Origin of the sequence: Burkholderia sp. Ac-20344 (assembly GCF_017104975.1) — a bacterium.
Classification (GTDB): domain Bacteria; phylum Pseudomonadota; class Gammaproteobacteria; order Burkholderiales; family Burkholderiaceae; genus Burkholderia.
In genome coordinates, this window is record NZ_JAAGPP010000068.1 from 1 (window position 1) to 26340 (window position 26340).

The following is a 26340-nucleotide window of genomic DNA, read 5'->3' on the forward strand; positions in this document are numbered from 1 at the left end:
CGATCGGCGCGTCGGGCTGCCGGATCCTGGTGACGCTGCTGCACGAGATGGCCAAGCGCGATGCGAAGCGCGGGCTGGCGTCGCTGTGCATCGGCGGCGGGATGGGCGTCGCGCTCGCGGTCGAGCGTCCGTAACCGGCTGTCCGTAAGCGGCCGTTCGCGACCAGCGAACCGAATCCGTGCGCCGGCCGATTGCGGCTTCGGCCGGCGTCACGTGAAGTCAGAGGGGGCCTCCGGCGGCTCTCGAAACCAAAAAATGGAGTGAGATTCATGTCTCAGCGAATTGCGTACGTAACGGGCGGGATGGGCGGCATCGGCACCAGCATCTGCCAGCGCCTGTTGAAAGATGGCTTCAAGGTGGTCGCGGGTTGCGGCCCGAACTCGCCGCGCCGGGTGAAATGGCTCGAGGACCAGAAGGCGCTCGGGTACGATTTCATCGCGTCGGAAGGCAACGTCGGCGACTGGGACTCGACCAAGGAAGCGTTCGACAAGGTCAAGGCTGAAGTCGGCGAGATCGACGTGCTGGTCAACAATGCGGGCATCACGCGCGATGTCGTGTTCCGCAAGATGACGCACGAAGACTGGACCGCCGTGATCGACACCAACCTGACGAGCCTGTTCAACGTGACGAAGCAGGTGATCGACGGGATGGTCGAACGTGGCTGGGGCCGCATCATCAACATTTCGTCGGTGAACGGCCAGAAGGGGCAGTTCGGCCAGACCAACTATTCGACCGCGAAGGCCGGCATCCACGGCTTCACGATGTCGCTCGCACAGGAAGTCGCGACGAAGGGCGTGACGGTCAACACCGTGTCGCCGGGCTACATCGGTACCGACATGGTGAAGGCGATCCGCCCGGACGTGCTCGAGAAGATCGTCGCGACGATCCCGGTGCGGCGTCTCGGCGGGCCGGAGGAAATCGGTTCGATCGTCGCGTGGCTCGCGTCGAACGATTCCGGTTTCGCGACGGGCGCCGACTTCTCGCTGAACGGCGGCCTGCACATGGGCTGAGCGTCCGCGCTGCGCGGGCCGGGTGGCCGCGCAGCCGGGCGTTTTCCGAAGGCCCCCGCCTCCCGGATTCGGGCGGCGGGGATTCGTCACTTCCGCTACGCTGCACTCAAAGGCGTTACATGACTACTACAAAGAAGACGGCTGAACGGCTCATCAAGAAGTACCCGAACCGTCGGCTCTACGATACCGAGACAAGCACGTACATTACGCTGACCGACGTGAAGCAGCTCGTGCTGGAGCAGGAGGACTTCAAGGTCGTCGATGCGAAATCCAATGAAGACCTGACGCGCAGCATCCTCCTGCAGATCATCCTCGAAGAAGAAAGCGGCGGCGTGCCGATGTTCTCGTCGTCGATGCTGTCGCAGATCATCCGTTTCTACGGGCATGCGATGCAGGGCATGATGGGCACGTACCTGGAAAAGAACATCCAGGCGTTCATCGACATCCAGAACAAGCTCGCGGATCAGTCGAAGAACCTGTACGAAGGCAATGCGATGAATCCGGAAGTCTGGTCGCAGTTCATGAACATGCAGGCGCCGATGATGCAAGGGATGATGACCAGCTACATCGAGCAGTCGAAGAACATGTTCGTGCAGATGCAGGAACAGATGCAGAACCAGGCGAAGTCGATGTTCAGCACGTTCCCGTTCAAGCAGCCGGGCGCGTCGGAACCGGAAAAGAAGTAACGGTTTCGCGGCAGGCCGACCGCGGCGGGCAACCCGCCGGGCGTCGGTGCCGCGAAGCGATGCGGTGCGGGCCGGCCGATCGCGCATTCGGGCGCGACGATGTGCGGCCGCCGCCTGCCGGACCCTCTCGCCGACGGTCGTTCACGACCGTCGGTACCGAATGCGCGCGCCGGGTTCGGGCGAGCATGACCGCTGTCCAGTCGATCGAGATCCAGCCTCACGTGCAGCGGACGTCGATCGATTGATCGTGTTGATGCCGGGTGCGAGAGAGCGAGACGATTCGCGATGGCGAGTGGCAGGCGACCGCACAGCGGCGACGAGGGGCGGACGGTATAGTCGAAATCCCGAAAGTTCCGAATGCTACTCATGGGAAACAACCCGCTGCGCGTCGTCGTGGTCGGCGGTGGCATCGTCGGTGCATCCATCGCATGGCATCTTGCGCGATCGGGCGCGCAGGTCACGCTGCTGGAACGGCAGGCAGCGCCCGCGGGCGGCGCGACTCACTGGTCGTTCGGCTGGGTGGGTACCGGCAGCGCGCTTCCTTCTGAAAACCCGTCCAGGTTCTCCCGCACGCTCGGGGCGCTCCCGGAGTTCGCCAGGCTGGAGCGTGAACTGGGCCCGCTGCCGATGACGACGCGCGGGGCACTTGTCTGGCTGGACACGGATACGCAGACCGCTGCATTGATCGACGAGCAGCGCGCGGCGGGCGTGCAAATGGAAGCGTTGGGGCGTCGAGAGGTGGCGCGGATGGAGCCGCGTCTTGCACGGCTTCCCGAGTTGATCGCGTGGGCACCGGATGATTTCGTGGTCGAGCCGATCGACCTGACGCATCAATTTCTGGCCGGTGCGCAAGCGGCCGGCGCGCAGGTCCGATGCGGTTGTGCAGTCGATGCGATCGAAACGCGCAATGGGCACGCAGTCGGCGTACATACCGCGCACGGGCATGTGCCGGCGGATGTCGTTGTCCTGGCGAACGCTGCTTCAGCGGTTGCCATCGCCGCGGGCCTGGGCGTGTCGTTGTCTGTTCGCGAGGAGCCGGCCGTGTTGATGCGTTTCGCGGCTGAGCCCGGTCTCATCAGCCACTTGATCTACGGGCAGGATCTTGAAGTGCGTGTCGGTCCATCGGGCAGCCTGCTGTCGGCCGCGGATCCTCCGAAAGAGGGAAACAGCGGGCTTGCCGCCCTTGTTGCGCGTACGGCCTTGGACATTTCGGCGCTGTTTGCCGATCCGCCAACTCTCACGCTGCTCTCCGCGAAATCGGCGCTTCGGCCGATGACGAACGACGGGGCGCCGATCAACGGATTTTTGCCCGGTGTTGCGGGCGTCTATACCGTCGTCGCGCATCCCGGCGTGATCCTGGCGCCCCAGCTCGGGCGATTGGCCGCGAACGCGATCATGGACGCGTGACGGGGCGCGCGTCTCGTCGTTCGTCAGTGCGCCGGATCGAAATCCTGCTCGCCGTCCGACGGAGGAAGGTCGAGCACGAGTTTGACGGCGCTGTAGTTGGCCTTGAGCGAAAACACGCGGCCGATCACGAGAAACGTCTGGCGCGAATTCTCGAGTTCGACGAAGTCGCCCGGTTGCGGCACGTGTGCGCCCTGGTCATACGAAAAGCTGGTGCTGGTCTGCTCGCCGATGGCTTCCGCTGCGTGGTCGGTGAATTCGATCGTGATGTGAGTGGTCATGCGAGCCCCGTTGAGTCGATTGAAGAGGGTGGAGGGTTCGATTTTCGCATAGCGGCCGGCGGTGCCGGTGCGATGCTCAGCTCGCTGAGGGGCGTTGGGGGGCAGAGCGGCAACGCGACTTTGCTCGACACGAACGGACACGCCAAAACCGGCGTAACGGCGCACCTGGCGCGCGACGGATATGCGAGCTGGCGCAGCGGATGCCCAACAACTGCTCGTTTCGAGATACCCGGATATCCAAGGGCCGCAAATCCACGCTTTCGCTACTACATCGTCACACTCCGGATTTCCCCAATTCCCGAAGCACGGTCCTGCATCCCCCGGGGTGCCGGTTATTTGGCAAATACAGCTCCCACCCCGTATGGCGGGTTAAACAAGCAGAGACTTGCCCACAGTCTGGCGGGGGCGGATAGCGGGTTGCGTCGGCCGATAACCCGGTTGCAGTTATCGGCCGCATGTCTGTCGGACCATTCAATCAAGCTCGTTAGCCGACTGACAGCGATAAGAGAAGACGCTGCTCATTATCGCGCCGGCGATGGGCGGCATCATTCCTCTTTCATTGATGCATAAGGGACTGCCAGATCCGGTTGCCAGTTAACGCCATCGGACGTCGATGTGTAATAAATGCTCGAATCGGTGGCGCTTTGGTGCGCCAGGTAAAGATTGTTGTTGAACACTGCCAGTGAAACCGGCGCGTTGGTTTGGGCAACGCCGTAGAGTAATTCGATCGGAAACTTCCAGTTAACACCATCGGATGTCCACGTATAGTAGATATTGGTGTTGGAGTCGGGGGCGCCTTTATACGCCAGGTAAAGATTTCCTTTAAAGGCGGCCATTGCAACCGGCACGGTGGTTGAGACAACGTCAGGGCGAACGATATTTTCTTGTGCCCAATTAATACCATCGGATGACGACGTATAGAAAACCAGGGAGTCGGTTGCGCCTTTGTGTGCCAGGAACAACTTGGTACCAAACGTGGCCAATGCGACGGCTTGGGCAGTCTTGGCAACGCCGGTGAGGACAGGGGTCGGCGATGACGCCCACGTCGTGCCGTCGAAGTTTGTGGTGGAAATATTGGTGCTGGATGCCTGTTTGAACGCCAGGTACAGCTTCGTCTTGAATGGGGTCAATGCGGCCGGGTTATCGCTTCTGCAACTCGGAACTGCCTGATCACTCCCCCAGCTCGAACCACTGGTCGAGTCGTAATAGACCTGGGTGTCGGATCCGGAGCTCTTGTGAATCGAATACAATTTTGTACCGAATGCTGCTAACGCCAGGGCCTGATTGGTCGAGTCGTAGGTGTTGATTGGAGCAGGGCGCGACCAGATCGAGCCATTGTATGTCTGGTATTGAATCCTGGTGCTTTTCTGGTCTTTATAGACCAGGTATAGCTGGTTGTTGAGTGTGGCGATTGCAGGCCAATTCGTTGTCTGCGCAGCGGCAGCGGAAACATCTTGGTCGTTTTCTTCTTCGACAAGGCGATTTTCGTCATTCATGATATGGCCCTCTGGATTATTAATGGAGGTGAGCTGGCCGGCATATTCAAACCGACACGTGAAATTTGAAAATTCACGTGCAATAAACTTAGCCTTGCTTATGCGCCGGATCCATTACACTCGATTACGCGTCTGTGCCGTCTGGGCGTAGCGCGATTCGATGAATCGCAGACCCTCGATCGCTTCGACGTGCCGGCGAAAGGCATGACGAAAACTGCGCCGAAGCGCCGTTGTTCTCGTGCGGAGGCTGGCGGCGACGACACGTGAAGATGCCCGCTGCCGATTGGCGCGCAGGAATACGCCACATGCCTTGTCTGACGTACCGTTGACGAGCGGCCGGCAGCCCTGACCCCGAAGAGAAACGGACGGATTACCCCATCCCCAATCAGCCGCCGATCTGGCGCCAGTCCGAGCAGGCATGCCGCGGCCGCTTTCCCACGCTTGTTTTGGCTCGCCGCCCCTAAATCGCTGTAAACTCACGCTTTTGCTGCCACGCCCCCACAATCCAGATGTCCCAATCCCCCAAAGTAGGGTTCGTATCCCTCGGGTGCCCGAAGGCGCTTGTCGACTCCGAACAGATCATCACGCAACTGCGCGCCGAAGGTTATGAAATCTCCGGCACGTACGACGGTGCCGACCTCGTCGTCGTGAACACCTGCGGCTTCATCGACGAAGCCGTGCAGGAAAGCCTCGACGCGATCGGCGAAGCGCTGACCGAGAACGGCAAGGTGATCGTCACCGGCTGTCTCGGCGCCAAGGCGAGCGCCAGCGGCTCGAACCTGATCGAGGAAGTCCACCCGAAGGTGCTCGCCGTCACCGGCCCGCACGCAGTGGGCGAAGTGATGCAGGCCGTGCATTCGCACCTGCCGAAGCCGCACGACCCGTTCACCGATCTCGTGCCCGCGGCCGGCATCAAGCTCACGCCGCGCCACTATGCATACCTGAAGATTTCCGAAGGCTGCAACCACCGCTGCACGTTCTGCATCATCCCGTCGATGCGCGGCGACCTCGTGTCGCGCCCGGTCGCCGAAGTGATGCTGGAAGCCGAGAACCTGTTCAAGTCGGGCGTGAAGGAACTGCTCGTGATCTCGCAGGACACGAGCGCGTACGGCGTCGACGTGAAGTACCGCACGGGCTTCTGGAACGGCAAGCCGATCAAGACGCGCATGACCGACCTGGTCGCCGCGCTCGGCGAACTCGCCGCGCAGTACGGTGCATGGGTGCGACTGCACTACGTGTATCCGTATCCGAGCGTCGACGAAGTGATTCCGCTGATGGCCGAAGGCCCGTTCAAGGGCCACGTGCTGCCGTACCTCGACGTGCCGTTCCAGCACGCGCACCCGGAAGTGCTGAAGCGCATGAAGCGTCCGGCGAACGCCGAGAAGGTGCTCGAGCGCGTGCAGAAGTGGCGCGAAATCTGCCCGGACCTGACGATCCGCAGCACGTTCATCGCGGGCTTCCCCGGCGAGACGGAAGCGCAGTTCGAAACGCTGCTCGACTTCATCCGCGAGGCGGAACTCGATCGCGTCGGCTGCTTCGCGTATTCGCCGGTCGAAGGCGCGACCGCGAACGAACTTGACGGCGCGCTGCCGGATGAAGTCCGCGAGGAGCGCCGCGCGCGCTTCATGGAAGTCGCTGAGGAAGTGTCGGCGAACCGCATCCAGCGCAAGGTCGGCAAGACCCTCAAGGTGCTGATCGACGAAGTCAGCGAAGAAGGCGGCATCGGCCGCACGGCGGCCGATGCGCCGGAAATCGATGGTGTCGTCTATGTCGAGCCGGCGGCGAAGGCATCGAAGCGCTACAAGGTCGGCGATTTCGTGTCCGTGAAGATCACGGGCGCCGACGGCCACGATCTGTGGGGCGAGGTGTAAGCGATGACCGCCGCGTTTCCGGAGATTCTCGCGCTCGGCGAGGCGATGATCGAATTCAACCAGTCGCAGCCGGGCCGGCCTGAATTCCTGCAGGGCTTCGGCGGCGACACGTCGAACTTCTGCATCGCGGCGGCGCGCCAGGGCGCGTCGACGGGCTTCGTGTCGGCGATCGGCGACGATCCGTTCGGCCGCCTGCTGGCCGACATGTGGCGCGCCGAGCACGTCGACACGACGTACGTGCGGATCGACCGCACGGCGCCGACCGGCGTGTATTTCGTCACGCATGGCGCCGGCGGTCACCAGTTCGACTACCTGCGCGCGGGCTCGGCGGCGAGCCGCTATGCAGCGGGCGACCTGCCGCTCGACGCGCTGGCCGCCGCGAAGGCCGTGCACCTGTCGGGCATCAGCCTCGCGATCGGCACGGCTGCGTGCGACGCTGCGTTCGCGGCGATCGACCATGCGCGCCGCAACGGTGCAAAGGTCAGCTTCGACACGAACCTGCGCCTGAAGCTGTGGCCGCTGCCGCGCGCCCGCGCGGTGATGCGCGAAGCGCTGCGCCAGACGGATATCTGCCTGCCCAGCTGGGACGACGTGACGGCCCTCACGGGCGCGAACGATCGAGACGCGATCGTCGATGCGATGCTCGAACACGGGCCGCAGGTCGTCGCGCTGAAGCTCGGCAAGGACGGCGCCTACGTGGCGACGCCGAACGAGCGGCGCGTCGTGCCGGGCTTCGCGGTCGCAGCCGTCGACGCGACGGGCGCGGGCGACTGCTTCGGCGGCGCCTTCGTCGCGCGGATCGTCGCGGGCGACGATCCGTTCGCGGCGGCGCGTTATGCGAATGCCGCGGCGGCACTGTCGACGACAGGCTACGGCGCGGTCGCGCCGATTCCGCACCGCGATGCGGTGGAGCGCCTGATGCAAGGCTGATGCGGCATGCGCACGCAGGCCGCGGCGCCGCACGAACGATTCATCGATCGGAAGAATGAGGAGGCAACGCGGCGGCCGTTACCGGCTCGTGACGATGTGCATCGGCGGCGGGCAGGGCATCGCCGCGATTTTCGAGCGAATCTGAAGCAAGGAGCAACACAAGGTGGGTCGATATTCGCAATGGCAACGGGCGCTCGTCGTCGCGGGCGCGCTGGCGGCGGGCATGGCGATGCCCGGCGTGGTCGCGGCGCAGGCCGTCGCGCCGGGCGTGCAGCAGGATGAACCGGCACTGGCGCGGCCGCTGAAGCCGAATCCCGAGTTCGCCCGCCTGCCGCGCTACGAGGGCACGCTCGGCGACCGGCCGATCGTCGTGCATCTCGGCCCGAAGACGGACGAGGAAGGCGTGCACGGCGAATACCAGTTCGCCGATACGGGCGAGGTCGTGCTGCTCGCGGGCGATCGCGACGGCGACACGCTCGAAATCGAGGAATCGAACGACGGCACGAACATCACGGGCGTGTGGATCGGCCGCTTCGACGCGACCGGCGACCTGAAGGCCGACCGGATGAATTCGGACGAGTCGGATCCGCAGCCCGTCGTGCTGCGGCTCGCGCCGGGCAAGCGCGCGGCGCTGCAGGTGCGCGACGGCCGCGTACAGGAAATCGAGACGGTGGGCAGCGTCGTCAATCTGCGCACCGACGACTGACTCCGCGCTGGCTCGGTGCGCACGGCGCGCATTGTACCGGGCCAATTGCGCCGATTTTGGCTAACCTAGCGACATATTCCGCAACCGAACGGCCTCGTGCCCGGGCTCCTGTCATGACTGCATCCACTCCCAAGCGCGCGCTGCAAACCCGCATCGTTCAACCCGACGACGTGATCCCGGAAGGTTTCCGTTCGTTCGTGCCGCCGGTCGCGCGCGCGTCGACGGTCGTGTTCCCCGATCTCGCGACGATGCGTGCGCTCGTCTGGCACAACGACAACCAGTGGCGCTACGGGCTGCATGCGACGCCGACGTCGCTCGCGCTCGCGCAGCGGCTCGCCGAGATCGAGGGCGGCACGCATGCGCTGCTGCAGCCGTCGGGCCTCGCGGCCATCATGAACGTCTACTTCGGGATCGTGAAAGCCGGCGACGACGTGCTGATTCCGCACAACGTGTACGGGCCGAACGCCGATTTCGGCAACTGGCTCGCGAAGGATTTCGGCATTACCGCGCGCTTCTACGATCCGCTGATCGGTGCCGGCATCGCCGACCTGATCCAGCCGAACACGCGACTGATCTGGATCGAGGCGCCCGGCTCGGTGACGATGGAAGTGCCGGACGTGCAGGCGCTCGCGGCGGCCGCGAAGGCACGTGGCATCGTCACCGCGATCGACAACACCTTTTCGGCCGGGCTCGCGTTCAAGCCGTTCGAACACGGCGTCGACATCTCGGTGCAGGCGCTGACCAAGTACCAGTCGGGCGGCAGCGACGTGCTGATGGGTGCGACGATCACCGCGAACGCGGAACTGCACGCGAAGCTGAAGCTCGCGCGGATGCGCTGCGGGATCGGCGTGTCGGTCGACGATTGCTCGCTCGTGCTGCGCAGCCTGCCGAGCATGCAGGTGCGCTTCGACGCGCACAGCAAGAGCGCGCTCGCGCTCGCGCAATGGCTGAAGGCGCGGCCGGAGATCGCGTCGGTGCTGCACCCGCAGATCGCCGATTGCCCGGGGCATGCGTCGTTCATGCGCGACTTCACCGGTGCGGGCGGGCTGTTCTCGGTGGTGTTCGACGAACGCTACAGTGCAGAGCAGATCGACCGCTTCGTCGAGTCGCTCGAACTGTTCGCGATCGGCTGGAGCTGGGGCGGCGCATGCAGCCTCGCGATGCCTTACGACGTCGCGTCGATGCGTCCGGACTGGGCGCATCGCGGCACGCTGGTGCGTTTCTACGTCGGCCTGGAAGACGAAGCCGACCTGCGCGCGGACATCGAGCGCGCGATGCAGGCCGCGCTCGGCTGATCGCCAGCCGATAGCGTTCAGCAGAAAAGAAAAACAAAACGCCGGCGCGATGCAACATCGCGCCGGCGTTTTTCATTTGACGTGCGGCAGGATCAGAACAGCCGCAGCAGCCCGTCGAGGCCGACGTGATCGAACGCGACCGTCGCCGCGTCGCGCACGACGGGCTTCGCGTGGAACGCGACCGACAGCCCGGCTTCGGCCATCATTTTCAGGTCGTTCGACCCGTCGCCCATCGCGATCGCACGGCTCGGCTCGAGGCCGAGCGATGCACACGTCTCGCGCAGCAGGCGCGCCTTCACGTCGGCGTTGACGATCTCGCCGAGCACCTTGCCGGTCAGCTTGCCGTCGACGATCTCGAGCGTGTTCGCATGCGCATGGTCGAGGCCGAGGCGCGCCTTCAGGCGCTCGGTGAAGAACGTGAAGCCGCCCGACACGAGCAGCGTTTTCATGCCGGCGGCCTTCACGCCGGCGAGCATCTTCTCGGCGCCCGGCGACAGTTGCAGCCGTTCCTCGTACACGCGTTCGAGCGCGTGCGCGTCGAGCCCGGCCAGCAGCGCGACGCGTCGCGTGAGGCTTTCGTTGAAGTCGCGGATCTCGCCGCGCATCGACGCTTCGGTGATCTCGGCGACCTGCGTTTTCAGTCCGCAGAAATCGGCGATCTCGTCGATGCATTCGATCGTGATCAGCGTCGAATCCATGTCCATCACGGCGAGCCCGAAATTGCCGAGCGTGAGGCCGGCCTCGACGAACGCGAAATCGAGCGCGTGCGTGCCGCAGTACGCGTCGATGTCGAGGCGCTGCGCCGGGTTCGCGTCTTCGATCCGCAGTGCGTGATCGTCGGTCTGCACGATGCGGGTGCCGCGCGACAGCGCGAGCAGCGGTTTGTGATGGGCGTCCGACAGCGGCGCAAGACTCTGGATGACGAGGTTGTGGGTCATGACGGGATGGTTGGGAGGCGAATGAAAAGCGTGCGCGGCCAATGGGCGGCCGTCTGCGAGCGCGGCCCCTCGGCAGCGGGCCATTGCGTCGCGAACGCGCCATTGTAGCCGGTTGGTATCGGATAGCTATCCGATCGCCGCCAGATACCCCGCGGGTAGCCGCCCGGGCCCGTGCGTGCGGCGGATCGCCGGGCGACGCCGGTGTTCACCCGTCCGCGCGATCCCAGTACGGCGGATCGCCGAAATGCTCGGCCAGGAACGCGATGAACGCGAGCGTCTTCAGCGGGACGTGCGCGCGGCTCGGATAGACGCCCCAGATCGCGATGTCTTCCGCGAACGGATAGTCGTCGAGCACCGTGACGAGCGCGCCGCTCGCGAGCAGCGGGCCGACGTCCCAGGTCGACTTGATCGCGATCCCGAAGCCGTCGACGAGCGCTTCGCGGATCGCCTCGCCGTTGCTCGCGACGAGCCGGCCGCCGACCCGCACGGTGAGCGGGCCTTGCGGCGTGGCGAACGACCAGTCGCGCTGGTCGCCGAGGATCACGCACTCGTGCTGCGCGAGGTCGGCCGGATGGCGTGGTGTGCCGTGCTCGGCGAGATACGCGGGCGAGCAGCACAGCACGCGGCGGTTCACGGCAAGCTTGCGCGCGACGAGCGTCGAATCCTTCAGCGTGCCGAGGCGGATCGCGACGTCGTAACCGTCGTCGACGAGATCGACGATCTCGTCCGACAGCCGCAGGTCGAGCGACACGGACGGATAGCGGCGCAGGAACGCGGGGATCACCGGCGCGACATGCTGGCGGCCGAACGACGACGACATCGACACCTTCAGGCGCCCGTACGGCTCGGTGCGGCCGTGGCCGACCGACGCGCGCGCGGCGTCGGCGGCCGACAGCAGCGTGTCGGCGTGCGCCATGAAGACTTCGCCGTCCTGCGTGAGGCTGATGCGGCGCGTGGTGCGGTGCAGCAACCGCGCGCCGAGCTGGCGCTCGAGCTGCGCGATGCGCGCGCTCGCGACCGCGGCCGATACGCCGAACTCGCGCCCGGCTGCGGTGACGTTCGCGAGCAGCGCCGCGCGCACGAACAGCGCGACGTCGAGCAGGTCGAGCGGCTTGTCGGGGGCCGGAATCGGATGGGAGGGCATTGTTCTGAAATTCCTGAAAATGTTTCAGGAAATATAGCGGTTTTATCGAAGGATCGGGTTGCCTACGATGACGTTCATGGGGCTGCGCCGCGGCCCCCAGGTTTCCCTGAAGGAGTTTCGTGATGAAAGCCGTTGGACTGACCCGTTATCTGCCGATCGACGACCCGCAAGCCTTGCTCGACGTGGAGCTGCCGCAGCCCGTGCCGGGCCCGCGCGACCTGCTCGTGAAGGTCGAGGCGATTTCCGTGAACCCGGTGGACACCAAGGTGCGCGCGCCGAAGCCGCAGGTCGAGGACACCCCGCGCGTGCTCGGCTGGGATGCGGCCGGCACGGTGGTCGCGGTCGGCGCCGAAGTCACGCTGTTCCGGCCCGGCGACGAAGTGTTCTACGCGGGCAGCATCACGCGGCCCGGCGCGAACAGCGAATTCCATACGGTTGACGAGCGAATCGCCGCGCTGAAGCCGCGCACGCTCGATTTCGCCGCGGCGGCCGCGCTGCCGCTCACCGCGCTGACCGCGTGGGAAGCGCTGTTCGACCGGCTGTACGTGTCGCCGCAGGGCGCGGACGCCGGCAAGTCGGTGCTGATCATCGGCGGCGCGGGCGGTGTGGGCTCGATCGCGATCCAGCTCGCGAAGGCGCTCGGCAAGCTGCACGTGATCGCGACCGCGTCGCGGCCGGCGTCGGCCGACTGGGTGCGCTCGCTGGGCGCGGACACGGTGGTCGACCATTTCGGCGACCTGCCTGCGCAGTTGCGCGAGGCCGGGTATCCGAACGTCGACTACGTGCTGATCTTCAACGACACGGATCGTCATTTCCCTGCCGCTGCCGAAGTCATCCGGCCGCAGGGCGGCATTTGCACGATCGTCGAGAACGACAAGCCGGTGCCGGTCGAACTGCTGAAGGCGAAGAGCGCCGCGTTTCACTGGGAATTCATGTTCACGCGCGCAATGTTCGAGACGCCGGACATGATCGAGCAGCACCGGATCCTCGGCGAAGTCGCGCGGCTCGTCGACGGCGGCACGCTGCGCACCACGCTCGGCGAACAGCTCGGCACGATCAATGCCGCGAACGTGCGGCGCGCGCACCAGTTGCTCGAAGCCGGGCGCGCGATCGGCAAGCTCGTGCTGAGCGGCTTCTGAGCCGCCATCGCACGTAAGGTTGCGGCGCCGCGAACGCAAGCGGGGTAACACCCGATGCGTTTGCGGCGCACTGCATGCCGCTTGGCGGTAGACTGGCAGCGCATCATGCATCGAAAACCGCGCGGCACGCGCGTGCCGCCGCATACCAAGGAGGTCAGCATGAGCCAACGCAGCTTGTCAGTCGCCGGATCGTGGTCGGTCGTGTTCGCGGCGGCGTGCGTCAGCGCGAGCGTATTCGCGGCGCCGCCGGTCAAGGGCAGCCTGAAGGGCGGCGGCACCGGACAGCTCGAATACACCGTCAAGGTCGACTCGAAGGCCTTCGGCAATACGCAGGAGACCCGCAAGATCCGCTCGGGCGAGACGGACGACTTCAACTGGAAGTCGGTGCCGCCGAGCGGTGCGGTCGCAATGCCGGACGGTTGCCCGAACGCCGACAGCCTGCCGCGCGACGAGAATGGCGCGATGGTGCGCCAGACCCAGGTGCGGCTCGCGCCGTCGATCGACGCGAAGGGGATCGCCAACGTGCAGTTGAGCTTCCAGGCGGCCGCGCCGAAGGGCACGCGCAGCGTGACGGCCGGCGGCAAGTCGCTGCAGTGCCCGGACGTCGTGTCGGTGAGCCAGGTGAAGTGGGTGTCGATCCCGACCAATGGCGGTTCGAAGTCCGTCACGATGAGCGACGGCACGAAAGTGACGGTGTCGATCAAGCGCTGAGCGGCGCGCGCGGGCCGGTGCCGTAGCCGGTGCGCGTGCAACGGATTCGACTCGCGGGTTGGCCCGGCGACACGGAACCGTTTCGTGTCGCCGTCACGACGCTTTTCCGCGACCTGCCTCGCAGTACCGCGGTTGCCGCAACGGCGTGGCAGCCGTTCGATATGCGACAGCGTCGCGTGCCGACCTGCGTGACGTCACGCGAATGTCACGCTATGCTCGCCCGCATCCTCACCTTCCTGTCACGACATCCCGATGAAATGCCGAATGCGCGCGTTGCTGTGTGCCCTTGCGTTCGTCGCCATGCACGCGCACGCGGCCGACGAGTGCGGCTTCGTGAAAAAGGTCGCGCTGCCGTCGCGGCAGCAGGTGGCGGTCGTGTCGAGCGGCGCGCTCGAGCCGTGCTCGACCGGCAGCTACGCGGTGCACGTGTATTCGACCGCGCATGCCGCCCCCGGCTTCGATACCGACGATTACGTGACGGGCGCGCTGCATGCGCGTGACGGTACGGTCACCGATGCGTTCACGGCCGACCTCGGCGCGCGGGCGCCGCAGGCGCTCGTCGTGACGACGCGCTCGGCCGGCAGCGGCGGCTTTGTCGGCGCGCAGGCGTATGTGACGACGCCGCGCGCGGTGCGGCTTGTTGCGTCGGTCGACGGGCTCGCGCCGCACGCGGACATCGCGGCCGCGTTGCGGCAGGCGATCGGCAAGCGCCGCGCCGTGCGCTGACCGGCGAACCGCGCGAGCGCTTCGCGCGGTGACGCCGCGTGTCAGTGCGCGCGTTCTTCGAGCCGCGATGCGAGAAAGCGGTGATCGGCCGAGAACAGCCGGCGATAGGTCATCAGCACCGCGCCGACGGTGCCGAGCGCGGAGGCCGCGGCGATCAGGAACATGATCACGATCTGGTAGCGCACGGCCTGCAGCGGCGACTGGCCGGCCAGCACCTGGCCCGTCATCATCCCCGGCAGGCTCACGACGCCGACGACGGCCATCTGGTTCAGCGTCGGCAGCATGCCTGCACGCACGGCCTGGCGCGCGGCGTCCTGCGCGGCCTCCCAGCGCGTCGCGCCGAGCGCGAGTGCGGTTTCGACGCGATCGCGGCGTGCCGTGAGTTCTTCCATCATCCGCTCGACGCCGAGCGACACGCCCGTGAGCGTATTGCCGAGAATCATCCCGAGGATCGGAATCGCGTATTGCGGCGCGTACCACGGATGGATGCGGATCACGACGAACAGGCCGACCGCCGCGACGAACCAGCTGCTGAACCAGATCGACGCGATGCTGTCGATGCGCTGGCCGCGATATGTACGCTTGCCGCGCCCGGCGCCGGCGAACCCGGCGATCAGCGTCATCAGCGCGGTGAGCGGCAGCACGACGTACCAGTGCGGATGGCCGAACACCCAGCCGAGCACGTAGCCGATTGCGAGCAACTGCACGACGGTGCGCACGGCCGCGAGCGCGAGCTTGCGGCCGAGGCCGAGCGACAGGGCCATCGAGATCGCGCCGTTGACCGCGACGAGCGCGGCGGCGATGCCGACGTCGACGAGGCTCAGGTCCTGAAGTGCAGGGCTCATTGCGTTGCCTCCGTCGGGTTTGCAACGTGCATCACGCCGGCCTGCATCACTAGCCGCATCGTGCCGATCCGCGCGGCCTGGGCCGGATCGTGCGAGATCCACATGTATGCGCGGGCGTCGGGCGCCGCGTCGAACCATGTGCCGACGAGCGTCTCGATCGCGCGCGCCGATTCGGGGTCGAGCGCGGAGGTCGGTTCGTCGAGCAGCAGCACGTCGGGATCGAGCTGCAGCACGCGCAGCAGCGCGGCGATCTGCGCTTCGCCGCCCGACAGGTCGCTTGCGCGCTTGTCGAGAAAGTCGGGGCCGCGGCCGGCCTGCGCGGCGAGTGCTTCGGCGCGCGCGCGATCGAACGCGACGTCGCGATAGATCGCGAGCGAATACGGATAGCGCAACTGCGATTCGACGGTGCCGTCCATCTGCGCGGGGCGCTGGCGCACATACGCGACGCTGCGGCGGTAACGCGGGATCGCATTGCGCCGGATCCGCTTGCCGCGCCACCGGATGTGGCCGCCGTCGAGCGGATCGAGCAGCGCGAGCGCACGCAGCAGCACGCTCTTGCCCGACCCGGACGGCCCGGTGATAGCAATCCGCGATCCCGCGGCGAGGCTGAAATCGGTCGGGGAGAGCAGGGTCTTGCCGCTGCTGGCATCGCGCCGCGTGATGCGCTGTGCATTGATGAGGCCGGTGGGGGCTGTCATGTCACAAATGAAAAAAAGCGTTAATGGCGCCGAAACGTCACCATGGCGTGCGTCATAATACCGATCGAAAAGCCGCGGGTCTCGTGCGCCGTTCGTCCACGCAAGCGGCCCGGCATGGTGCGGCAACATGTCAGAACAACAACGGAACCGCCATGACGCTAACCCGAGCCATCGGCAAATCGGCTGCATGGATCGTCGGTATCGTCGCGGTGCTCATCGCGGCGGCCGGCGTCTTTCTCTTCGCCTTCGACTGGAATCGCGCGAAGCCGTGGGTCAACGAACAGGTCACAGCCGCGCTCGGCCGCCCGTTCGCGATCAACGGCGACCTGAAGGTCGGCTGGCGCCGCCCCGATGGCGAAACCGGCTGGCGCGCCTGGGTGCCCTGGCCGAGCTTTTCGGCCACGCAGCTCGAAATCGGCAACCCCGACTGGGCGAAGACGCCCAAGTTCGTCACGCTCGATGCCGCGCACTTCGATCTCGCGATCCTGCCGCTGCTCGCGCATGAAATCGTGATTCCGTCGATCGACGTCGTGAATCCGGCCGTCGACCTCGAGCGGCTCGCCGACGGCCGCAACACGTGGACCTTCCAGTTCAAGCAATCGTCGCAGCCGTCGCCGTGGAAGGTGCGGCTCGACAGCTTCGGCTTCGCGAAGGGCACCGTCACGTATCGCGACGCGATCACCAAGGCCGACCTGACCGTCGCGATCGACACGCTCGGGCAGCCGATTCCGCTCGGCGACGTGCTGAAGGAACAGGAGCAGACCTCGCGTGCGGCATCCGCGCAGCGGGTCGGCAAGCACGGCGCCGCGCAACTGAGCGCGAAGGCCAACGCGGAGGCCGCGTCGAGCGCTTCCGCCGCGCAGGCTGCGAGTGCGGCGTCGGCAACGGGTGCTTCGGCTGCGTCTGCCGTGGTTTCGGCTTCGTCCTCGTCGTCTCCCTCTTCGGCATCGGCTGCGGCCGCCGCATCGGGTGCAAGCGGCGCAAGCAGCGTCGCGGCGCCCGCGAAGCCGTCCGGCCCGACCTATGCGTTCGGGCTGAAGGTCGACGGCCGCTACAAGAACGTGCCGATCAGCGGTACCGGCAAACTGGGCGGCGTGCTGGCGATCCAGGACGCGTCGCGGCCGTTCCCGCTGCAGGCCGACGTGAAGGCCGGCGACACGCGGCTCGCGATCGTCGGTACGCTGACCGATCCGATGCATCTCGCGGCCATCGACCTGCGGCTGTGGCTGCAGGGCACGTCGATGTCGCATCTCTACCAGCTCAGCGGCATCACGCTGCCCGATACGCCGCCTTACGCGACCGAAGGGCGGCTGATCGGCAACTTCAAGCGCAAGGCCAGCACGTTCCGCTACGAGAACTTCAACGGCCGCGTCGGCGGCAGCGATCTCGGCGGCACGCTGTTCTACGAGCAGCGCGAGCCGCGGCCGAAGCTGTCGGGCGAGCTCGTGTCGAACCTGCTGCAGTTCTCCGATCTCGCTCCGGTGATCGGCGCGGACACGGCCGCGAGCAAGGCCAAGCGCGGCGACACGACGAAACAGCCGCCGGGCCGCGTGCTGCCGGTCGAGACCTTCCGCACGGACCGCTGGCGCGCACTCGACGCGGACGTCAAGTTCACGGGCCGCAAGCTGGTCAAGAGTTCGGACCTGCCGATCACGAACCTGTACACGCACATCGTGATGCAGGACGGCGTGCTGTCGCTCGAGCCGCTGCAGTTCGGCGTCGCGGGCGGCACGCTCGCAACGACCGCGCATCTCGACGGCAGCGGTGCGCCGCTGAAGGGCCGCTTCACGGTGGCGGCGCGGCACCTGAAGCTCAAGCAGCTGTTCCCGGCGCAGAAGGTCATGCAGTCGGCGCTCGGCGAGATCAACGGCGATGCGTCGCTGTCGGCGACCGGCAACTCGCCGGCCGCGCTGGCCGCGACGTCGAACGGTGAAGTGAAGGCGCTCGTGACGGACGGCCGCATCAGCCGCCTGCTGATGGAAGCGGCGGGGCTGAACGTCGCGAACGTCGTCTACGAGAAGCTGTTCGGCAACCGCGACGTGAACATCAACTGCGCGGCGATCGACTTCGTCGCGACCAACGGCATTCTCGACCCGAAGGTATTCGCGCTCGATACGGACGACGCGCTGATCAACGTCGACGGCCCGATCAGCCTGCGCGACGAAACGCTGAACCTGAAGATCCATCCGCACACGAAGGGTTTCCGGATCTTCTCGCTGCGCTCGCCGCTGTATGCGAAGGGTACGTTCAAGAACCCGGACGTCGGCGTCGATGCCGGCGCGCTCGCGCTGCGCGCCGGCGCGATGATCGGCCTCGGGCTGATCAACCCGTTCGCGGCCTTGATTCCGCTGATCGCGCCGAGCAACAACCGCGACGTGCCGTGCTCGGAGCTGTTTGGTCAGATGAATGCGAAGGCTGCGCAGCGGGCGGCGGCGAAGGCCGGCAAGTAACGGGCGTCAGCAGCCCGCGCGCACCCAGAGCAGCACGACGTCGACCTCCCGGCCGCCGATCCGGACCGGTGCCAAGGGGCCGAGCTGCAGGCGATCGCCGTCGAGCACGGCGATCCGCTGCTGGACGTTGCCGACCCAGTTCGGGAGCAGGCTGACGTCCATTTCGTGAGTCAGCGTGCCGTCGTCGGCGACCTGAAAGGCGCCTGAATAGGCGATGTAGCCGCGCGCGGCCGCCGCGCACGCTTCGTCGGCGCCGTGGTGCGGGTCGCCGTTCGCGTAGGGCGGCCGGCCGGCGGCCATCAGCTGGGCGGACATGTAGCCGTCCCGCGTATAGAGAAGCCAGCCGCGCACGTCGCGGCCGAGCGGATAGGCGGCCGCGCTGCCGTCGCGCGGGCGGACTTCGTAGGACACGAGGCGCCATGCGCCGACGAGTTGTTCGCGAAGCGGGCTGGCAGGCATGCGGGATTCCGGTAAGGCGGCGGCGGTGGGGCGCGTGCTGTCGTGTTGGCGGGCCGCCGGGCGGCGGGCCAGGGGGCCTGGAATGCGCTGCCGGAACGGCGTGGTCGGCAGTTTCTCCGACACCTGCTAAAATACACGGTTTTCCGTCGATTTATCCTTTAACGGGACCTGCCGTGCTTTCTACTGCCAACATCACGATGCAATTCGGGCCGAAGCCCTTGTTCGAGAACATCTCGGTCAAATTCGGCGAGGGCAACCGCTATGGTCTGATCGGCGCGAACGGCTGTGGCAAGTCGACGTTCATGAAGATCCTCGGCGGCGATCTCGAGTCGAGCGCCGGCAACGTCGCGCTGGAGCCGAACGTCCGTCTCGGCAAGCTGCGCCAGGACCAGTTCGCGTACGAAGACGTACGCGTGCTCGACGTCGTGATGATGGGCCACACCGAGATGTGGGCCGCGATGACCGAGCGTGACGCGATCTACGCGAACCCGGAAGCCACCGACGACGACTACATGCACGCCGCCGAGCTTGAAGGCAAGTTCGCCGAATACGGCGGCTACGACGCCGAGGCGCGCGCGGGCGCGCTGCTGCTGGGCATCGGTATCGAAGAGAAATTCCACAACGGCACGATGAGCGACGTCGCGCCGGGCTGGAAGCTGCGCGTGCTGCTCGCGCAGGCGCTGTTCTCGAAGCCGGACGTGCTGCTGCTCGACGAACCGACCAACAACCTCGACATCAACTCGATCCGTTGGCTCGAGCAAACGCTCAACGAGTACAACTCGACGATGATCATCATCTCGCACGATCGTCACTTCCTGAACTCGGTGTGCACGCACATGGCCGACATGGACTTCGGCACGCTGAAAGTCTGGCCGGGCAACTACGACGACTACATGCTCGCATCGGCACAGGCGCGCGAGCGCCAGGCCGCGGCGAACACGCGGGCGAAGGAGCGCGTGGCCGAACTGCAGGACTTCGTGCGCCGCTTCTCGGCGAACAAGTCGAAGGCCCGCCAGGCGACCAGCCGCGCGAAGCAGATCGACAAGATCAAGATCGAGGAATTCAAGCCGTCGTCGCGCCAGAACCCGTTCATCCGTTTCGAGTTCGAGAAGAAGCTGCACAACGTCGCGGTGGTGGCTGAAGACATCACGAAGAAGTACGAGCGCACGATCTTCCGGAACTTCAACCTGTCGGTTCAGCCGGGCGAGCGCATCGCGATCATCGGCGAGAACGGCGCGGGCAAGACGACGCTGCTGCGTTCGCTGCTCGGCGCGCTGGAGCTCGAGCACGGCACGGTGAAGTGGTCCGAGAACGCGAATGTCGGCTACATGCCGCAGGACACGTACGAGGAGTTCCCGAACGACATCACGCTGATGGACTGGATCGACCAGTACCGCAAGGACGGCGACGACGAAACGATGGTGCGCGGCACGCTGGGCCGCCTGCTGTTTTCGTCGGACGACATCAAGAAGTCGGTGAAGGTGCTGTCGGGCGGCGAGAAGGGCCGCATGATCTGGGGCAAGCTGATGCTCGGCCGCCACAACGTGCTGCTGATGGACGAGCCGACCAACCACATGGACATGGAATCGATCGAGTCGCTGCAGATCGCGCTCGAGCAGTTCGAAGGCACGCTGATCTTCGTGTCGCACGACCGCGAATTCGTGAGCGGGCTGGCGAACCGGATCATCGAAGTGCGCACGGATGGCACGCTGTTCGACTTTGGCGGCAATTACGAGGAGTTCCTGACAAGCCAGGGGCAGGAGTAAGTGTCCTGACGCTTCCGTTCATGTGTCACGGCCGGGCAGTACGCATCCGGAGCGCATAGAGCGAAGCGGCCGGAAGCGCATCGAGCCCGCATCGACAGTATTGTCGATGCGGGCTTTTTCATTTCTGCGCCAGTGAAGGCCCCCGTGTTGCGAATCCTGGTTTCCTTCCCTCAATCGACTTCGGGTAAATTACGCTCCGAATACCATCCTTAATTCCGACCGGAGCCGCCCCCTCGATGCAGGACCATCCTTTCCCGCTCGACCTGTCCGGCCTTGCGCAAAGCCTGTACGCGCAGGGCACCGAGGAAGGCATCCTGTCGCGCCTGATGGAGCGGATCGCGCCGGCCAACCGCTTCTGCGTCGACATCGGCGCAAGCGACGGCCTGCGCAACAGCAACACCGCTCGGCTGCTGCGTGAAGAGCGATGGTCCGGCGTGCTGGTGGAAGGCAGCACGTACCGCTTCGGCAAGCTGGCCGCCCACTACGCGGGCGCGGACCGCGTCCGCTTGCACCATGACCGCGTTCAGCCCGACACGATCGACACGTTGCTCGCCGATGCGAACACGCCCACCGACTTCGACCTGCTGTCGATCGATATCGACGGCAACGACTACTGGGTGTGGCGCGGCCTGCAAGCGTTTCAGCCGCGCATCGTGGTGATCGAATACAACCCGTACTACACGCCGCCCGAACGATGGGTCATGTGCTTCAATCCGGGTCACGAATGGGACGGCTCGACCTATTACGGCGCGAGCCTCGAATCGCTCGTCCATCTCGGCAGGCAGAAGGGCTATGAACTCGTCTGCTGCGACGACATGGGCAACAATGCATTCTTCGTGCGGCAGGACCTGTATCCGCTGCTCGGCATCACGAACAACGATCCTTCGGTGCTGTTCCGCCCGGCGATGTACAAGGTGCGCTACGTCGGGCACAACACGTTCCTGAGCGGCCATCCGTATCGATACGGGCCGGCCGAGCACATCTGAATGGACTCGCTCGCCGCCACCTTCGACGAGATCCGCGATGCCTATGCGCTGGGCCGAAGCGGGCCGCCGCGCCAGGTGGGCGAACGCGTGTGGCATTTGCCGACCGATGATGGCGGCGTAGCGGTCAAGCGCTACGCGCCCGGGCATCAGGCGCGTGCGGCCAAGGAAGCTGCCGTGCTCGCGCATTTCGAGGCGCACGGGGATTCACGTTTCCATGTGCAGGCGCTGAAGCGCATGACGGCCGGCGCACCGCTGTGGACGGGGTCAAACACCCACGCGATGCTGACGCGCTGGGAAATCGGGCAGTTCAGAACCTACGACACGTTTTCGCTGGCCGAATGGGATGCGCTCGGTACGAGTCTGGCAGCGTTGCATCTGAGCCTCGAGCAGATTCACTTGCCGCAACTCGACACGATCCGCGCACGACTGACCGCGATCGACGCGGACGCGGTGCGCCGCAGCCTGCTCGACGCACTCGATCACGCCCGCTCGAACGCCGCCGCCGACAACCTGCGCCGCTATGTCGATCTCGCGCTGTGCATGCTCGACCGCTACTATCCACGCAGCATCGATGCATTTCCCGCCGACGATCCGCAGCATCCGATCCACAACGACTACAACCAGTTCAACTATCTGTTCACGGGCACGCTGCCGCCGCTCATCCTCGACTGGGAAGCGTCGATCGGCGCGCCGCGCGAATACGAGCTGGTGCGTTGCCTGAACCATCTGCCGCTGGAGGCGCCGCATCTGGCGGAAGCGTTCGTGCTGGCATACCGGCGGACCCGGCCGGTGGATCCCGCGCGCATTGCATGGGCGGTTGATGCCGCGTGTCTGCAGCACGCGCTCAAGCTCTGGATCGTGCAAGGCTGGCTCGACGATCCTTCGCGCTTTGCATCGCATCTGAACGGCGCGGTGACGATGGCGTCCGCGATGGTGGACGCGCGCGACCGTCTGGTCGATTTCTTTTCCCGTTGTGTGGAAGCAGGACGCTGAAGTGAATGCGAATCTGAACCGGATTTCGAATCCGACGCCGCCGGCCGAGCGGCAGCATGTGTTTCCGCCGCCGCTGGATCGCGATTACCGCATCGAAGACGGGCGCGTGCTGACGCGCTCGCTGGAGGCGCATATCGTCGACCACTGCAACCTGACCTGCGCGGAATGCTGCTCGCTGTCGCCGCTGCTGCCCGAGTGGTACGCGAGCCCCGAATCGCTCGAGGCCGATCTGCGCCGCGCCGCGAAGGTGTTGCGCCCGCGCATGTTCAAGCTGGTCGGCGGCGAACCGCTGCTGCATCCGGCGCTCGTCGAACTCATCCCGCGCGTGCGCGCCACGGGCATCGCGCCCGTGATCTCCGTCACGACGAACGGCCTGAAGCTCGGCGAGATGACGGACGCGTTCTGGCAGGCCGTGGATGCGCTGACGATCTCGCGCTATCCGAAGCCGTCGTTGTCGCCCGACCTGGTCGCGCATGTCGAGCACCAGGCCGCGCGCTTCGACGTGCGCCTGAACTGGAAGGTGCAGGACGTGTTCACGACGATGAACCGCACGCAGCCCGGCACCGACCGCGACGAAGCACAGCGCCTCTATCGGGATTGCTGGATCCGCGAGCGCTGCCATATGATTCGCGACGGCATGTTCTACACGTGCACGCGTCCCGCGCATTTCCATACGCTCTACAAGGGCGAGAAGGATTTTCAATCCGACGGCCTGCCGTTGCGCGACGACGCGGACATGCTCGGCGCGATGCTCGCCTATCTGAATCGCGAGGCACCGCTCGAAGCGTGCCTGCATTGCCAGGGCGGCAGCGCGCCGGTGGCGCCGCATCGTATCCTCAACCGCATTGAAGTGAATTCCCTGAAGGCTCGTTATCCATGATCGTCGGTACGCGCGACCTGTTCGGCTTCGACCGGCTTCACTACCATCCGCGCAGCGGCACGACGGCGTCCGCCATCCGGGCCGTCCTGCACGCATCGGGGCAACCGGCCGGCGAGCCGGACGCGGCGGCCATCGCGGGCTACCTGAGCGGCGAGCGGCTGGTCGGCCGCACCGTGCTGCGCGACGTGCTTGCGGTGCCGCCCGGCCATGCGCTGATCCGTTCGACGCAAGGGCTGGCCGTGCAGCCGGCACCCGGGCAGCCGCAGCACGCCGATCTGGAAACCGTGCTGCGCGCGTCGCTGCAGCGTGCGCTCGACAGCGGCAAGCGCGTTGCGCTGGCGCTGAGCGGCGGGCTCGATTCGGCGCTGTTGCTCGCGTTGCTGCGCGAACTCGGCGCGCAGCAGCAGGTGACGTCCTACATCCTGGTGACCGACATGCCGGACTATTGCGAGCGCGATGCCGCACTCGAACTGGCCGGGCAGATGCAGGCGAACGTGAAGATCGTGCGCGCGAACGAGGCCGATTTCGTCGCGGCGCTGCCGAGAACGACCCATGCGGTCGAGGAGCCGATGTTCAACCTGCATCCGGTCGCGAAGCTGCTGCTGGCCGAGGCGATGGCCGCGGACGGCGTCGAGGTGGCCATCACCGGCGACGGCGCGGACCAGGTGCTGCGCCGCGACCGGTCGGCCAACTATCTGCCGCTGTGCCACGCGTTGTTCGATGCGGCGTCGGTCGACCTGCATCCGCCGTTCGTCGATGCGGCCGTCGTCGCGCATCTGACGAGCATCGCACCCGATCCGGACAAGCAATGCCTGCGCGATCTCGGCGCACGCCTGAACCTGCCGGACCGGCTCGTGCACGGCCCCAAGCGCGGCCGTCTCGCCCCGGCGATGGACCTCGCGGCGCTGCTCGATCGCGACCGCACGCACGCGCTGGCCGACAGGCTCGGTTTGGCCGCACCCACGCTGCAGACGGATAACGAACGCGTGCTGTGGACGACGCTGTCGCTGATCCTCGATCACTTCGACCACCTCGATGCTGCGCATCGCCCAACCTGAGCCGCTCATGAAACGCATCCTGTTCTGCGTGGTGCCCGAGAAGGGGCACGTCAATCCGTGTATCGGCCCGGCCCAGCATCTACGCGCCGCCGGTTGCGACGTCGCGTTCTATGCGCCGGCCGACATCAGCGCGCAGCTCGACGGCGCCGGCGGTTTCACGTTCGTCGGGCCGCGCGAAACGCCGGAGCGCCACGACCTGTCGCGCGGCGCGAGTTTCGCCGCGAACATTCGCGACGCCGACTGGCTGCGGCACTGGATCCGCACGCTGCTGATCGACCTCGCACCCGCACAGGTGGACGGCATCCGCGCGGTACTGCGCGACTGGCAGCCCGACGTGGTCGTGATCGATCCGCTGCTCTATGCGGCGGCGATTGCCGCGGAGCTGGAAGGACTGCCGTGGGTGTCGATGTCCAATTCGCTGAATCCGGTGCTGCCGGACGATCTCGATTCGGAACTGCTGCGCACGGTGAGATGGCTCGCGCCGGAACGCACGCGGCTGTTCGCGCGCTACGGGCTCGACGCGCGTTTTCGCGGTTGCGACATCCTGTCGCCGCACTTGACGCTCGCATTCACGACCGATGCGCTGGTCGGTGCGCCGCCGCCGGGTGTCGAGCTGGTCGGCCCGGCGCTGCCGTCCGGCCCGCGCGGCGACGAGACGCCCTTCCCGTGGGAGCGCCTCGATGCCGATCGTCCGCTCGTCTATATGTCGCTCGGCAGCCAGCTTTACTACCATCCCGATGTGTTTGCGAAGGTCATCGACGCGACGCGCGCGACGTCGGCGCAACTGGTGTTGTCGGTGGGCGAACTGGTCGATTCGGATCTGCTACCAACTGACGACGAGCGCGTGGTCGCGGTGCGCTACGTGCCGCAACTGGCGCTGTTGCAGCGCACGCACGCGTTCGTCAGCCATGGTGGCGCGAATTCGGTGATGGAGTCGCTTGCATGCGGCGTGCCGATGCTGCTGTCGCCGTTCTGCAACGACCAGTTCCATTCGGCGCACTTCGTCGAGCGGGCCGGCGCGGGGTGCGTGCTGGATCTCCAGCAGGCCGGCGTGGCGGGCATTGCCGATGCGCTCGAACGCCTGCTGCGGCCCGGGTCGTTGCGCGAGCAGGCGGCAAAGATTCGTGCGAGCTATGCGGCGCGCGACGGTTCTGCGCAAGCTGCCGGCCTGATCAGCGCACTCGCTTCAGGAAACCGCCTGGCGACAGCGTCATGAGTACGCGGTCTTCGATGTCGTAGTCGACTTCGAACCGGTCGTCGCGGGCGAGGAATTCACGCGCGGCGGTGGCCGGGTTGTTGCCTTTGCCGTACGGTTTGCCGTCGAACATCGACGCGGGCAGGTATTCCATGATGGTATCCATCACGATCGCGTAGCTGCCGGGCGTCACGAGCGGCGCATAGCCTTCGAGTTCGCGCAGCACGTGCGCGTGGGTGTGCGTGAGGTCGAGGATCGCCATCACGCGCGCGCCGTCGTTAATCTGTGCGCGCACCGACGCGAGCGTGTCGGCCGCGCACGATTCGCCTTCGATCAGCGTCATGCGGTGCGCGAGCCGGTGCGATTGCAGGCGCTGCCTGACCTCGTCGCGCAGGCGCGGCTCGATCGCGACGACGCGGCCGCTGTCGCCCGCCAGTTCCAGCATCGACGCGGTGAACACGACACCGCCGCCCGCCGCGATGCCGGTCTGCACGATGCAGTCGGGACGCTCGCGCCAGATCAGCTCCTGGAGCGCGAGCATGTCGCCGGGCAGATGGAAGAAGCGTTCGCCGAGCCAGCGGGTCTGGAACAGATGGCCGAATTCGGCAGCGCGCGTCAGCCATTCGATGTTGATGTCCCGCATGCGGGCCGAAGGACGCTCTGACATGGTCAA

25 protein-coding genes and 1 pseudogene are annotated in these 26340 nt (G+C 66.1%); 18 read left to right on the forward strand and 8 right to left on the reverse strand.

Annotated elements, in window-relative coordinates:
* The 4 genes and pseudogenes from G3N64_RS20945 to G3N64_RS20960 form a co-directional block, all read left to right on the forward strand.
* Window positions 1-134, forward strand: a pseudogene (locus G3N64_RS20945) (acetyl-CoA C-acetyltransferase); the annotation flags it as partial.
* Window positions 135-269: 135 nt separating this feature from the next.
* Window positions 270-1010: a 3-ketoacyl-ACP reductase gene (locus tag G3N64_RS20950; RefSeq protein WP_014896930.1), complete on the forward strand. Its 741-nt coding sequence runs from the start codon at window positions 270-272 to the stop codon at window positions 1008-1010.
* A gap of 119 nt (window positions 1011-1129) precedes the next feature.
* The gene (gene phaR / locus G3N64_RS20955; RefSeq protein WP_006485265.1) at window positions 1130-1696 is read left to right on the forward strand and encodes a polyhydroxyalkanoate synthesis repressor PhaR; all 567 of its coding nucleotides are present in this window, start codon (window positions 1130-1132) and stop codon (window positions 1694-1696) included.
* Window positions 1697-2062: 366 nt separating this feature from the next.
* Window positions 2063-3103 carry an FAD-dependent oxidoreductase gene (locus G3N64_RS20960; protein WP_205785627.1) on the forward strand — a complete coding sequence of 347 codons (1041 nt, stop codon included), beginning with the start codon at window positions 2063-2065 and terminating at the stop codon, window positions 3101-3103.
* A 23-nt stretch (window positions 3104-3126) separates the two neighbouring features.
* On the opposite strand, the gene G3N64_RS20965 is transcribed toward G3N64_RS20960, so the two are convergent.
* Window positions 3127-3381, reverse strand: coding sequence for a hypothetical protein (locus G3N64_RS20965; RefSeq protein WP_205785628.1), 255 nt, complete (start codon window positions 3379-3381; stop codon window positions 3127-3129).
* Between the two features lie 545 nt (window positions 3382-3926).
* Window positions 3927-4877 (reverse strand): hypothetical protein, encoded by a 951-nt coding sequence (locus tag G3N64_RS20970; RefSeq protein ID WP_205785629.1) that lies wholly within the window; start codon window positions 4875-4877, stop codon window positions 3927-3929.
* Between the two features lie 509 nt (window positions 4878-5386).
* Here G3N64_RS20970 and rimO point away from each other — a divergent pair.
* From rimO to G3N64_RS20995, 4 genes are all read left to right on the forward strand, one after another.
* A complete protein-coding gene (gene rimO, locus G3N64_RS20975) occupies window positions 5387-6748 on the forward strand; it encodes a 30S ribosomal protein S12 methylthiotransferase RimO (RefSeq protein ID WP_205785630.1) in 1362 nt (453 codons plus the stop codon).
* A gap of 3 nt (window positions 6749-6751) precedes the next feature.
* The gene (locus G3N64_RS20980; RefSeq protein WP_205785631.1) at window positions 6752-7678 is read left to right on the forward strand and encodes a sugar kinase; all 927 of its coding nucleotides are present in this window, start codon (window positions 6752-6754) and stop codon (window positions 7676-7678) included.
* Between the two features lie 163 nt (window positions 7679-7841).
* On the forward strand, window positions 7842-8384 hold the full coding sequence (locus G3N64_RS20990; RefSeq protein WP_205785632.1) for a hypothetical protein: 543 nt from the start codon (window positions 7842-7844) through the stop codon (window positions 8382-8384).
* Window positions 8385-8497: 113 nt separating this feature from the next.
* The gene (locus tag G3N64_RS20995) at window positions 8498-9679 is read left to right on the forward strand and encodes a cystathionine beta-lyase (protein ID WP_205785633.1); all 1182 of its coding nucleotides are present in this window, start codon (window positions 8498-8500) and stop codon (window positions 9677-9679) included.
* A 92-nt stretch (window positions 9680-9771) separates the two neighbouring features.
* Here the strand turns inward: G3N64_RS20995 and serB are convergent, their stop codons facing one another.
* On the reverse strand, window positions 9772-10617 hold the full coding sequence (gene serB, locus G3N64_RS21000; protein ID WP_205785634.1) for a phosphoserine phosphatase SerB: 846 nt from the start codon (window positions 10615-10617) through the stop codon (window positions 9772-9774).
* A gap of 205 nt (window positions 10618-10822) precedes the next feature.
* On the reverse strand, window positions 10823-11761 hold the full coding sequence (locus G3N64_RS21005) for a LysR family transcriptional regulator (RefSeq protein WP_205785635.1): 939 nt from the start codon (window positions 11759-11761) through the stop codon (window positions 10823-10825).
* Between the two features lie 122 nt (window positions 11762-11883).
* Between G3N64_RS21005 and G3N64_RS21010 the strand changes: the two genes are divergently transcribed.
* From G3N64_RS21010 to G3N64_RS21020, 3 genes are all read left to right on the forward strand, one after another.
* The gene (locus tag G3N64_RS21010) at window positions 11884-12900 is read left to right on the forward strand and encodes a zinc-binding alcohol dehydrogenase family protein (RefSeq protein WP_205785636.1); all 1017 of its coding nucleotides are present in this window, start codon (window positions 11884-11886) and stop codon (window positions 12898-12900) included.
* Window positions 12901-13059: 159 nt separating this feature from the next.
* Window positions 13060-13611: a DUF6013 family protein gene (locus G3N64_RS21015; RefSeq protein WP_205785637.1), complete on the forward strand. Its 552-nt coding sequence runs from the start codon at window positions 13060-13062 to the stop codon at window positions 13609-13611.
* 252 nt (window positions 13612-13863) lie between these two features.
* A complete protein-coding gene (locus G3N64_RS21020; protein WP_205785638.1) occupies window positions 13864-14337 on the forward strand; it encodes a PliI family lysozyme inhibitor of I-type lysozyme in 474 nt (157 codons plus the stop codon).
* A gap of 41 nt (window positions 14338-14378) precedes the next feature.
* On the opposite strand, the gene fetB is transcribed toward G3N64_RS21020, so the two are convergent.
* Window positions 14379-15182: an iron export ABC transporter permease subunit FetB gene (fetB, locus tag G3N64_RS21025; protein WP_085039171.1), complete on the reverse strand. Its 804-nt coding sequence runs from the start codon at window positions 15180-15182 to the stop codon at window positions 14379-14381.
* A complete protein-coding gene (locus G3N64_RS21030) occupies window positions 15179-15880 on the reverse strand; it encodes an ATP-binding cassette domain-containing protein (protein WP_205785639.1) in 702 nt (233 codons plus the stop codon). The genes fetB and G3N64_RS21030 overlap by 4 nt, the downstream gene beginning before the upstream one ends.
* A gap of 152 nt (window positions 15881-16032) precedes the next feature.
* Here G3N64_RS21030 and G3N64_RS21035 point away from each other — a divergent pair, with 152 nt between their 5' ends.
* Window positions 16033-18330, forward strand: coding sequence for an AsmA family protein (locus G3N64_RS21035; protein WP_205785640.1), 2298 nt, complete (start codon window positions 16033-16035; stop codon window positions 18328-18330).
* Window positions 18331-18336: 6 nt separating this feature from the next.
* On the opposite strand, the gene G3N64_RS21040 is transcribed toward G3N64_RS21035, so the two are convergent.
* The gene (locus G3N64_RS21040) at window positions 18337-18789 is read right to left on the reverse strand and encodes a lipocalin-like domain-containing protein (protein ID WP_205785641.1); all 453 of its coding nucleotides are present in this window, start codon (window positions 18787-18789) and stop codon (window positions 18337-18339) included.
* A gap of 173 nt (window positions 18790-18962) precedes the next feature.
* Here G3N64_RS21040 and G3N64_RS21045 point away from each other — a divergent pair, with 173 nt between their 5' ends.
* The 6 genes from G3N64_RS21045 (at window position 18963) to G3N64_RS21070 (ending at window position 25688) form a co-directional block, all read left to right on the forward strand.
* Window positions 18963-20555, forward strand: coding sequence for an ABC-F family ATPase (locus tag G3N64_RS21045; RefSeq protein WP_205785642.1), 1593 nt, complete (start codon window positions 18963-18965; stop codon window positions 20553-20555).
* A gap of 236 nt (window positions 20556-20791) precedes the next feature.
* Window positions 20792-21541, forward strand: coding sequence for an FkbM family methyltransferase (locus G3N64_RS21050; protein WP_205785643.1), 750 nt, complete (start codon window positions 20792-20794; stop codon window positions 21539-21541).
* Entirely contained in the window at window positions 21542-22534 is a 993-nt protein-coding gene (locus tag G3N64_RS21055; RefSeq protein ID WP_205785644.1) for a phosphotransferase, read from the forward strand. It begins immediately after the preceding gene.
* Window position 22535: 1 nt separating this feature from the next.
* The gene (locus tag G3N64_RS21060) at window positions 22536-23414 is read left to right on the forward strand and encodes a 4Fe-4S cluster-binding domain-containing protein (protein WP_205785645.1); all 879 of its coding nucleotides are present in this window, start codon (window positions 22536-22538) and stop codon (window positions 23412-23414) included.
* Entirely contained in the window at window positions 23411-24472 is a 1062-nt protein-coding gene (locus G3N64_RS21065; protein WP_205785646.1) for an asparagine synthase-related protein, read from the forward strand. Before G3N64_RS21060 ends, G3N64_RS21065 begins: the two co-directional genes overlap by 4 nt.
* A 7-nt stretch (window positions 24473-24479) precedes the next feature.
* On the forward strand, window positions 24480-25688 hold the full coding sequence (locus G3N64_RS21070) for a glycosyltransferase (RefSeq protein WP_205785647.1): 1209 nt from the start codon (window positions 24480-24482) through the stop codon (window positions 25686-25688).
* Here the strand turns inward: G3N64_RS21070 and G3N64_RS21075 are convergent.
* Window positions 25645-26334, reverse strand: coding sequence for a CmcI family methyltransferase (locus G3N64_RS21075; protein ID WP_205785648.1), 690 nt, complete (start codon window positions 26332-26334; stop codon window positions 25645-25647). The genes G3N64_RS21070 and G3N64_RS21075 overlap by 44 nt on opposite strands.
* Between the last annotated feature and the right edge of the window lie 6 nt (window positions 26335-26340).

Excerpts from the sequence above, each read along its gene's own strand:
- G3N64_RS21005 (WP_205785635.1), bottom strand. The coding sequence starts at position 11,761 with ATGCCCTCCCATCCGATTCCGGCCCCCGACAAGCCGCTCGACCTGCTC.
- G3N64_RS20950 (WP_014896930.1), top strand. The coding sequence starts at position 270 with ATGTCTCAGCGAATTGCGTACGTAACGGGCGGGATGGGCGGCATCGGC.
- G3N64_RS20965 (WP_205785628.1), bottom strand. The coding sequence starts at position 3,381 with ATGACCACTCACATCACGATCGAATTCACCGACCACGCAGCGGAAGCC.
- serB (WP_205785634.1), bottom strand. The coding sequence starts at position 10,617 with ATGACCCACAACCTCGTCATCCAGAGTCTTGCGCCGCTGTCGGACGCC.
- G3N64_RS21055 (WP_205785644.1), top strand. The coding sequence starts at position 21,542 with ATGGACTCGCTCGCCGCCACCTTCGACGAGATCCGCGATGCCTATGCG.
- G3N64_RS21015 (WP_205785637.1), top strand. The coding sequence starts at position 13,060 with ATGAGCCAACGCAGCTTGTCAGTCGCCGGATCGTGGTCGGTCGTGTTC.
- G3N64_RS21075 (WP_205785648.1), bottom strand. The coding sequence starts at position 26,334 with ATGTCAGAGCGTCCTTCGGCCCGCATGCGGGACATCAACATCGAATGG.
- G3N64_RS21040 (WP_205785641.1), bottom strand. The coding sequence starts at position 18,789 with ATGCCTGCCAGCCCGCTTCGCGAACAACTCGTCGGCGCATGGCGCCTC.
- G3N64_RS20980 (WP_205785631.1), top strand. The coding sequence starts at position 6,752 with ATGACCGCCGCGTTTCCGGAGATTCTCGCGCTCGGCGAGGCGATGATC.
- G3N64_RS21070 (WP_205785647.1), top strand. The coding sequence starts at position 24,480 with ATGAAACGCATCCTGTTCTGCGTGGTGCCCGAGAAGGGGCACGTCAAT.
- G3N64_RS21010 (WP_205785636.1), top strand. The coding sequence starts at position 11,884 with ATGAAAGCCGTTGGACTGACCCGTTATCTGCCGATCGACGACCCGCAA.
- phaR (WP_006485265.1), top strand. The coding sequence starts at position 1,130 with ATGACTACTACAAAGAAGACGGCTGAACGGCTCATCAAGAAGTACCCG.
- G3N64_RS20960 (WP_205785627.1), top strand. The coding sequence starts at position 2,063 with ATGGGAAACAACCCGCTGCGCGTCGTCGTGGTCGGCGGTGGCATCGTC.
- G3N64_RS21065 (WP_205785646.1), top strand. The coding sequence starts at position 23,411 with ATGATCGTCGGTACGCGCGACCTGTTCGGCTTCGACCGGCTTCACTAC.
- G3N64_RS21035 (WP_205785640.1), top strand. The coding sequence starts at position 16,033 with ATGACGCTAACCCGAGCCATCGGCAAATCGGCTGCATGGATCGTCGGT.
- G3N64_RS20970 (WP_205785629.1), bottom strand. The coding sequence starts at position 4,877 with ATGAATGACGAAAATCGCCTTGTCGAAGAAGAAAACGACCAAGATGTT.
- fetB (WP_085039171.1), bottom strand. The coding sequence starts at position 15,182 with ATGAGCCCTGCACTTCAGGACCTGAGCCTCGTCGACGTCGGCATCGCC.
- G3N64_RS21050 (WP_205785643.1), top strand. The coding sequence starts at position 20,792 with ATGCAGGACCATCCTTTCCCGCTCGACCTGTCCGGCCTTGCGCAAAGC.
- G3N64_RS20995 (WP_205785633.1), top strand. The coding sequence starts at position 8,498 with ATGACTGCATCCACTCCCAAGCGCGCGCTGCAAACCCGCATCGTTCAA.
- G3N64_RS21030 (WP_205785639.1), bottom strand. The coding sequence starts at position 15,880 with ATGACAGCCCCCACCGGCCTCATCAATGCACAGCGCATCACGCGGCGC.
- rimO (WP_205785630.1), top strand. The coding sequence starts at position 5,387 with ATGTCCCAATCCCCCAAAGTAGGGTTCGTATCCCTCGGGTGCCCGAAG.
- G3N64_RS21020 (WP_205785638.1), top strand. The coding sequence starts at position 13,864 with ATGAAATGCCGAATGCGCGCGTTGCTGTGTGCCCTTGCGTTCGTCGCC.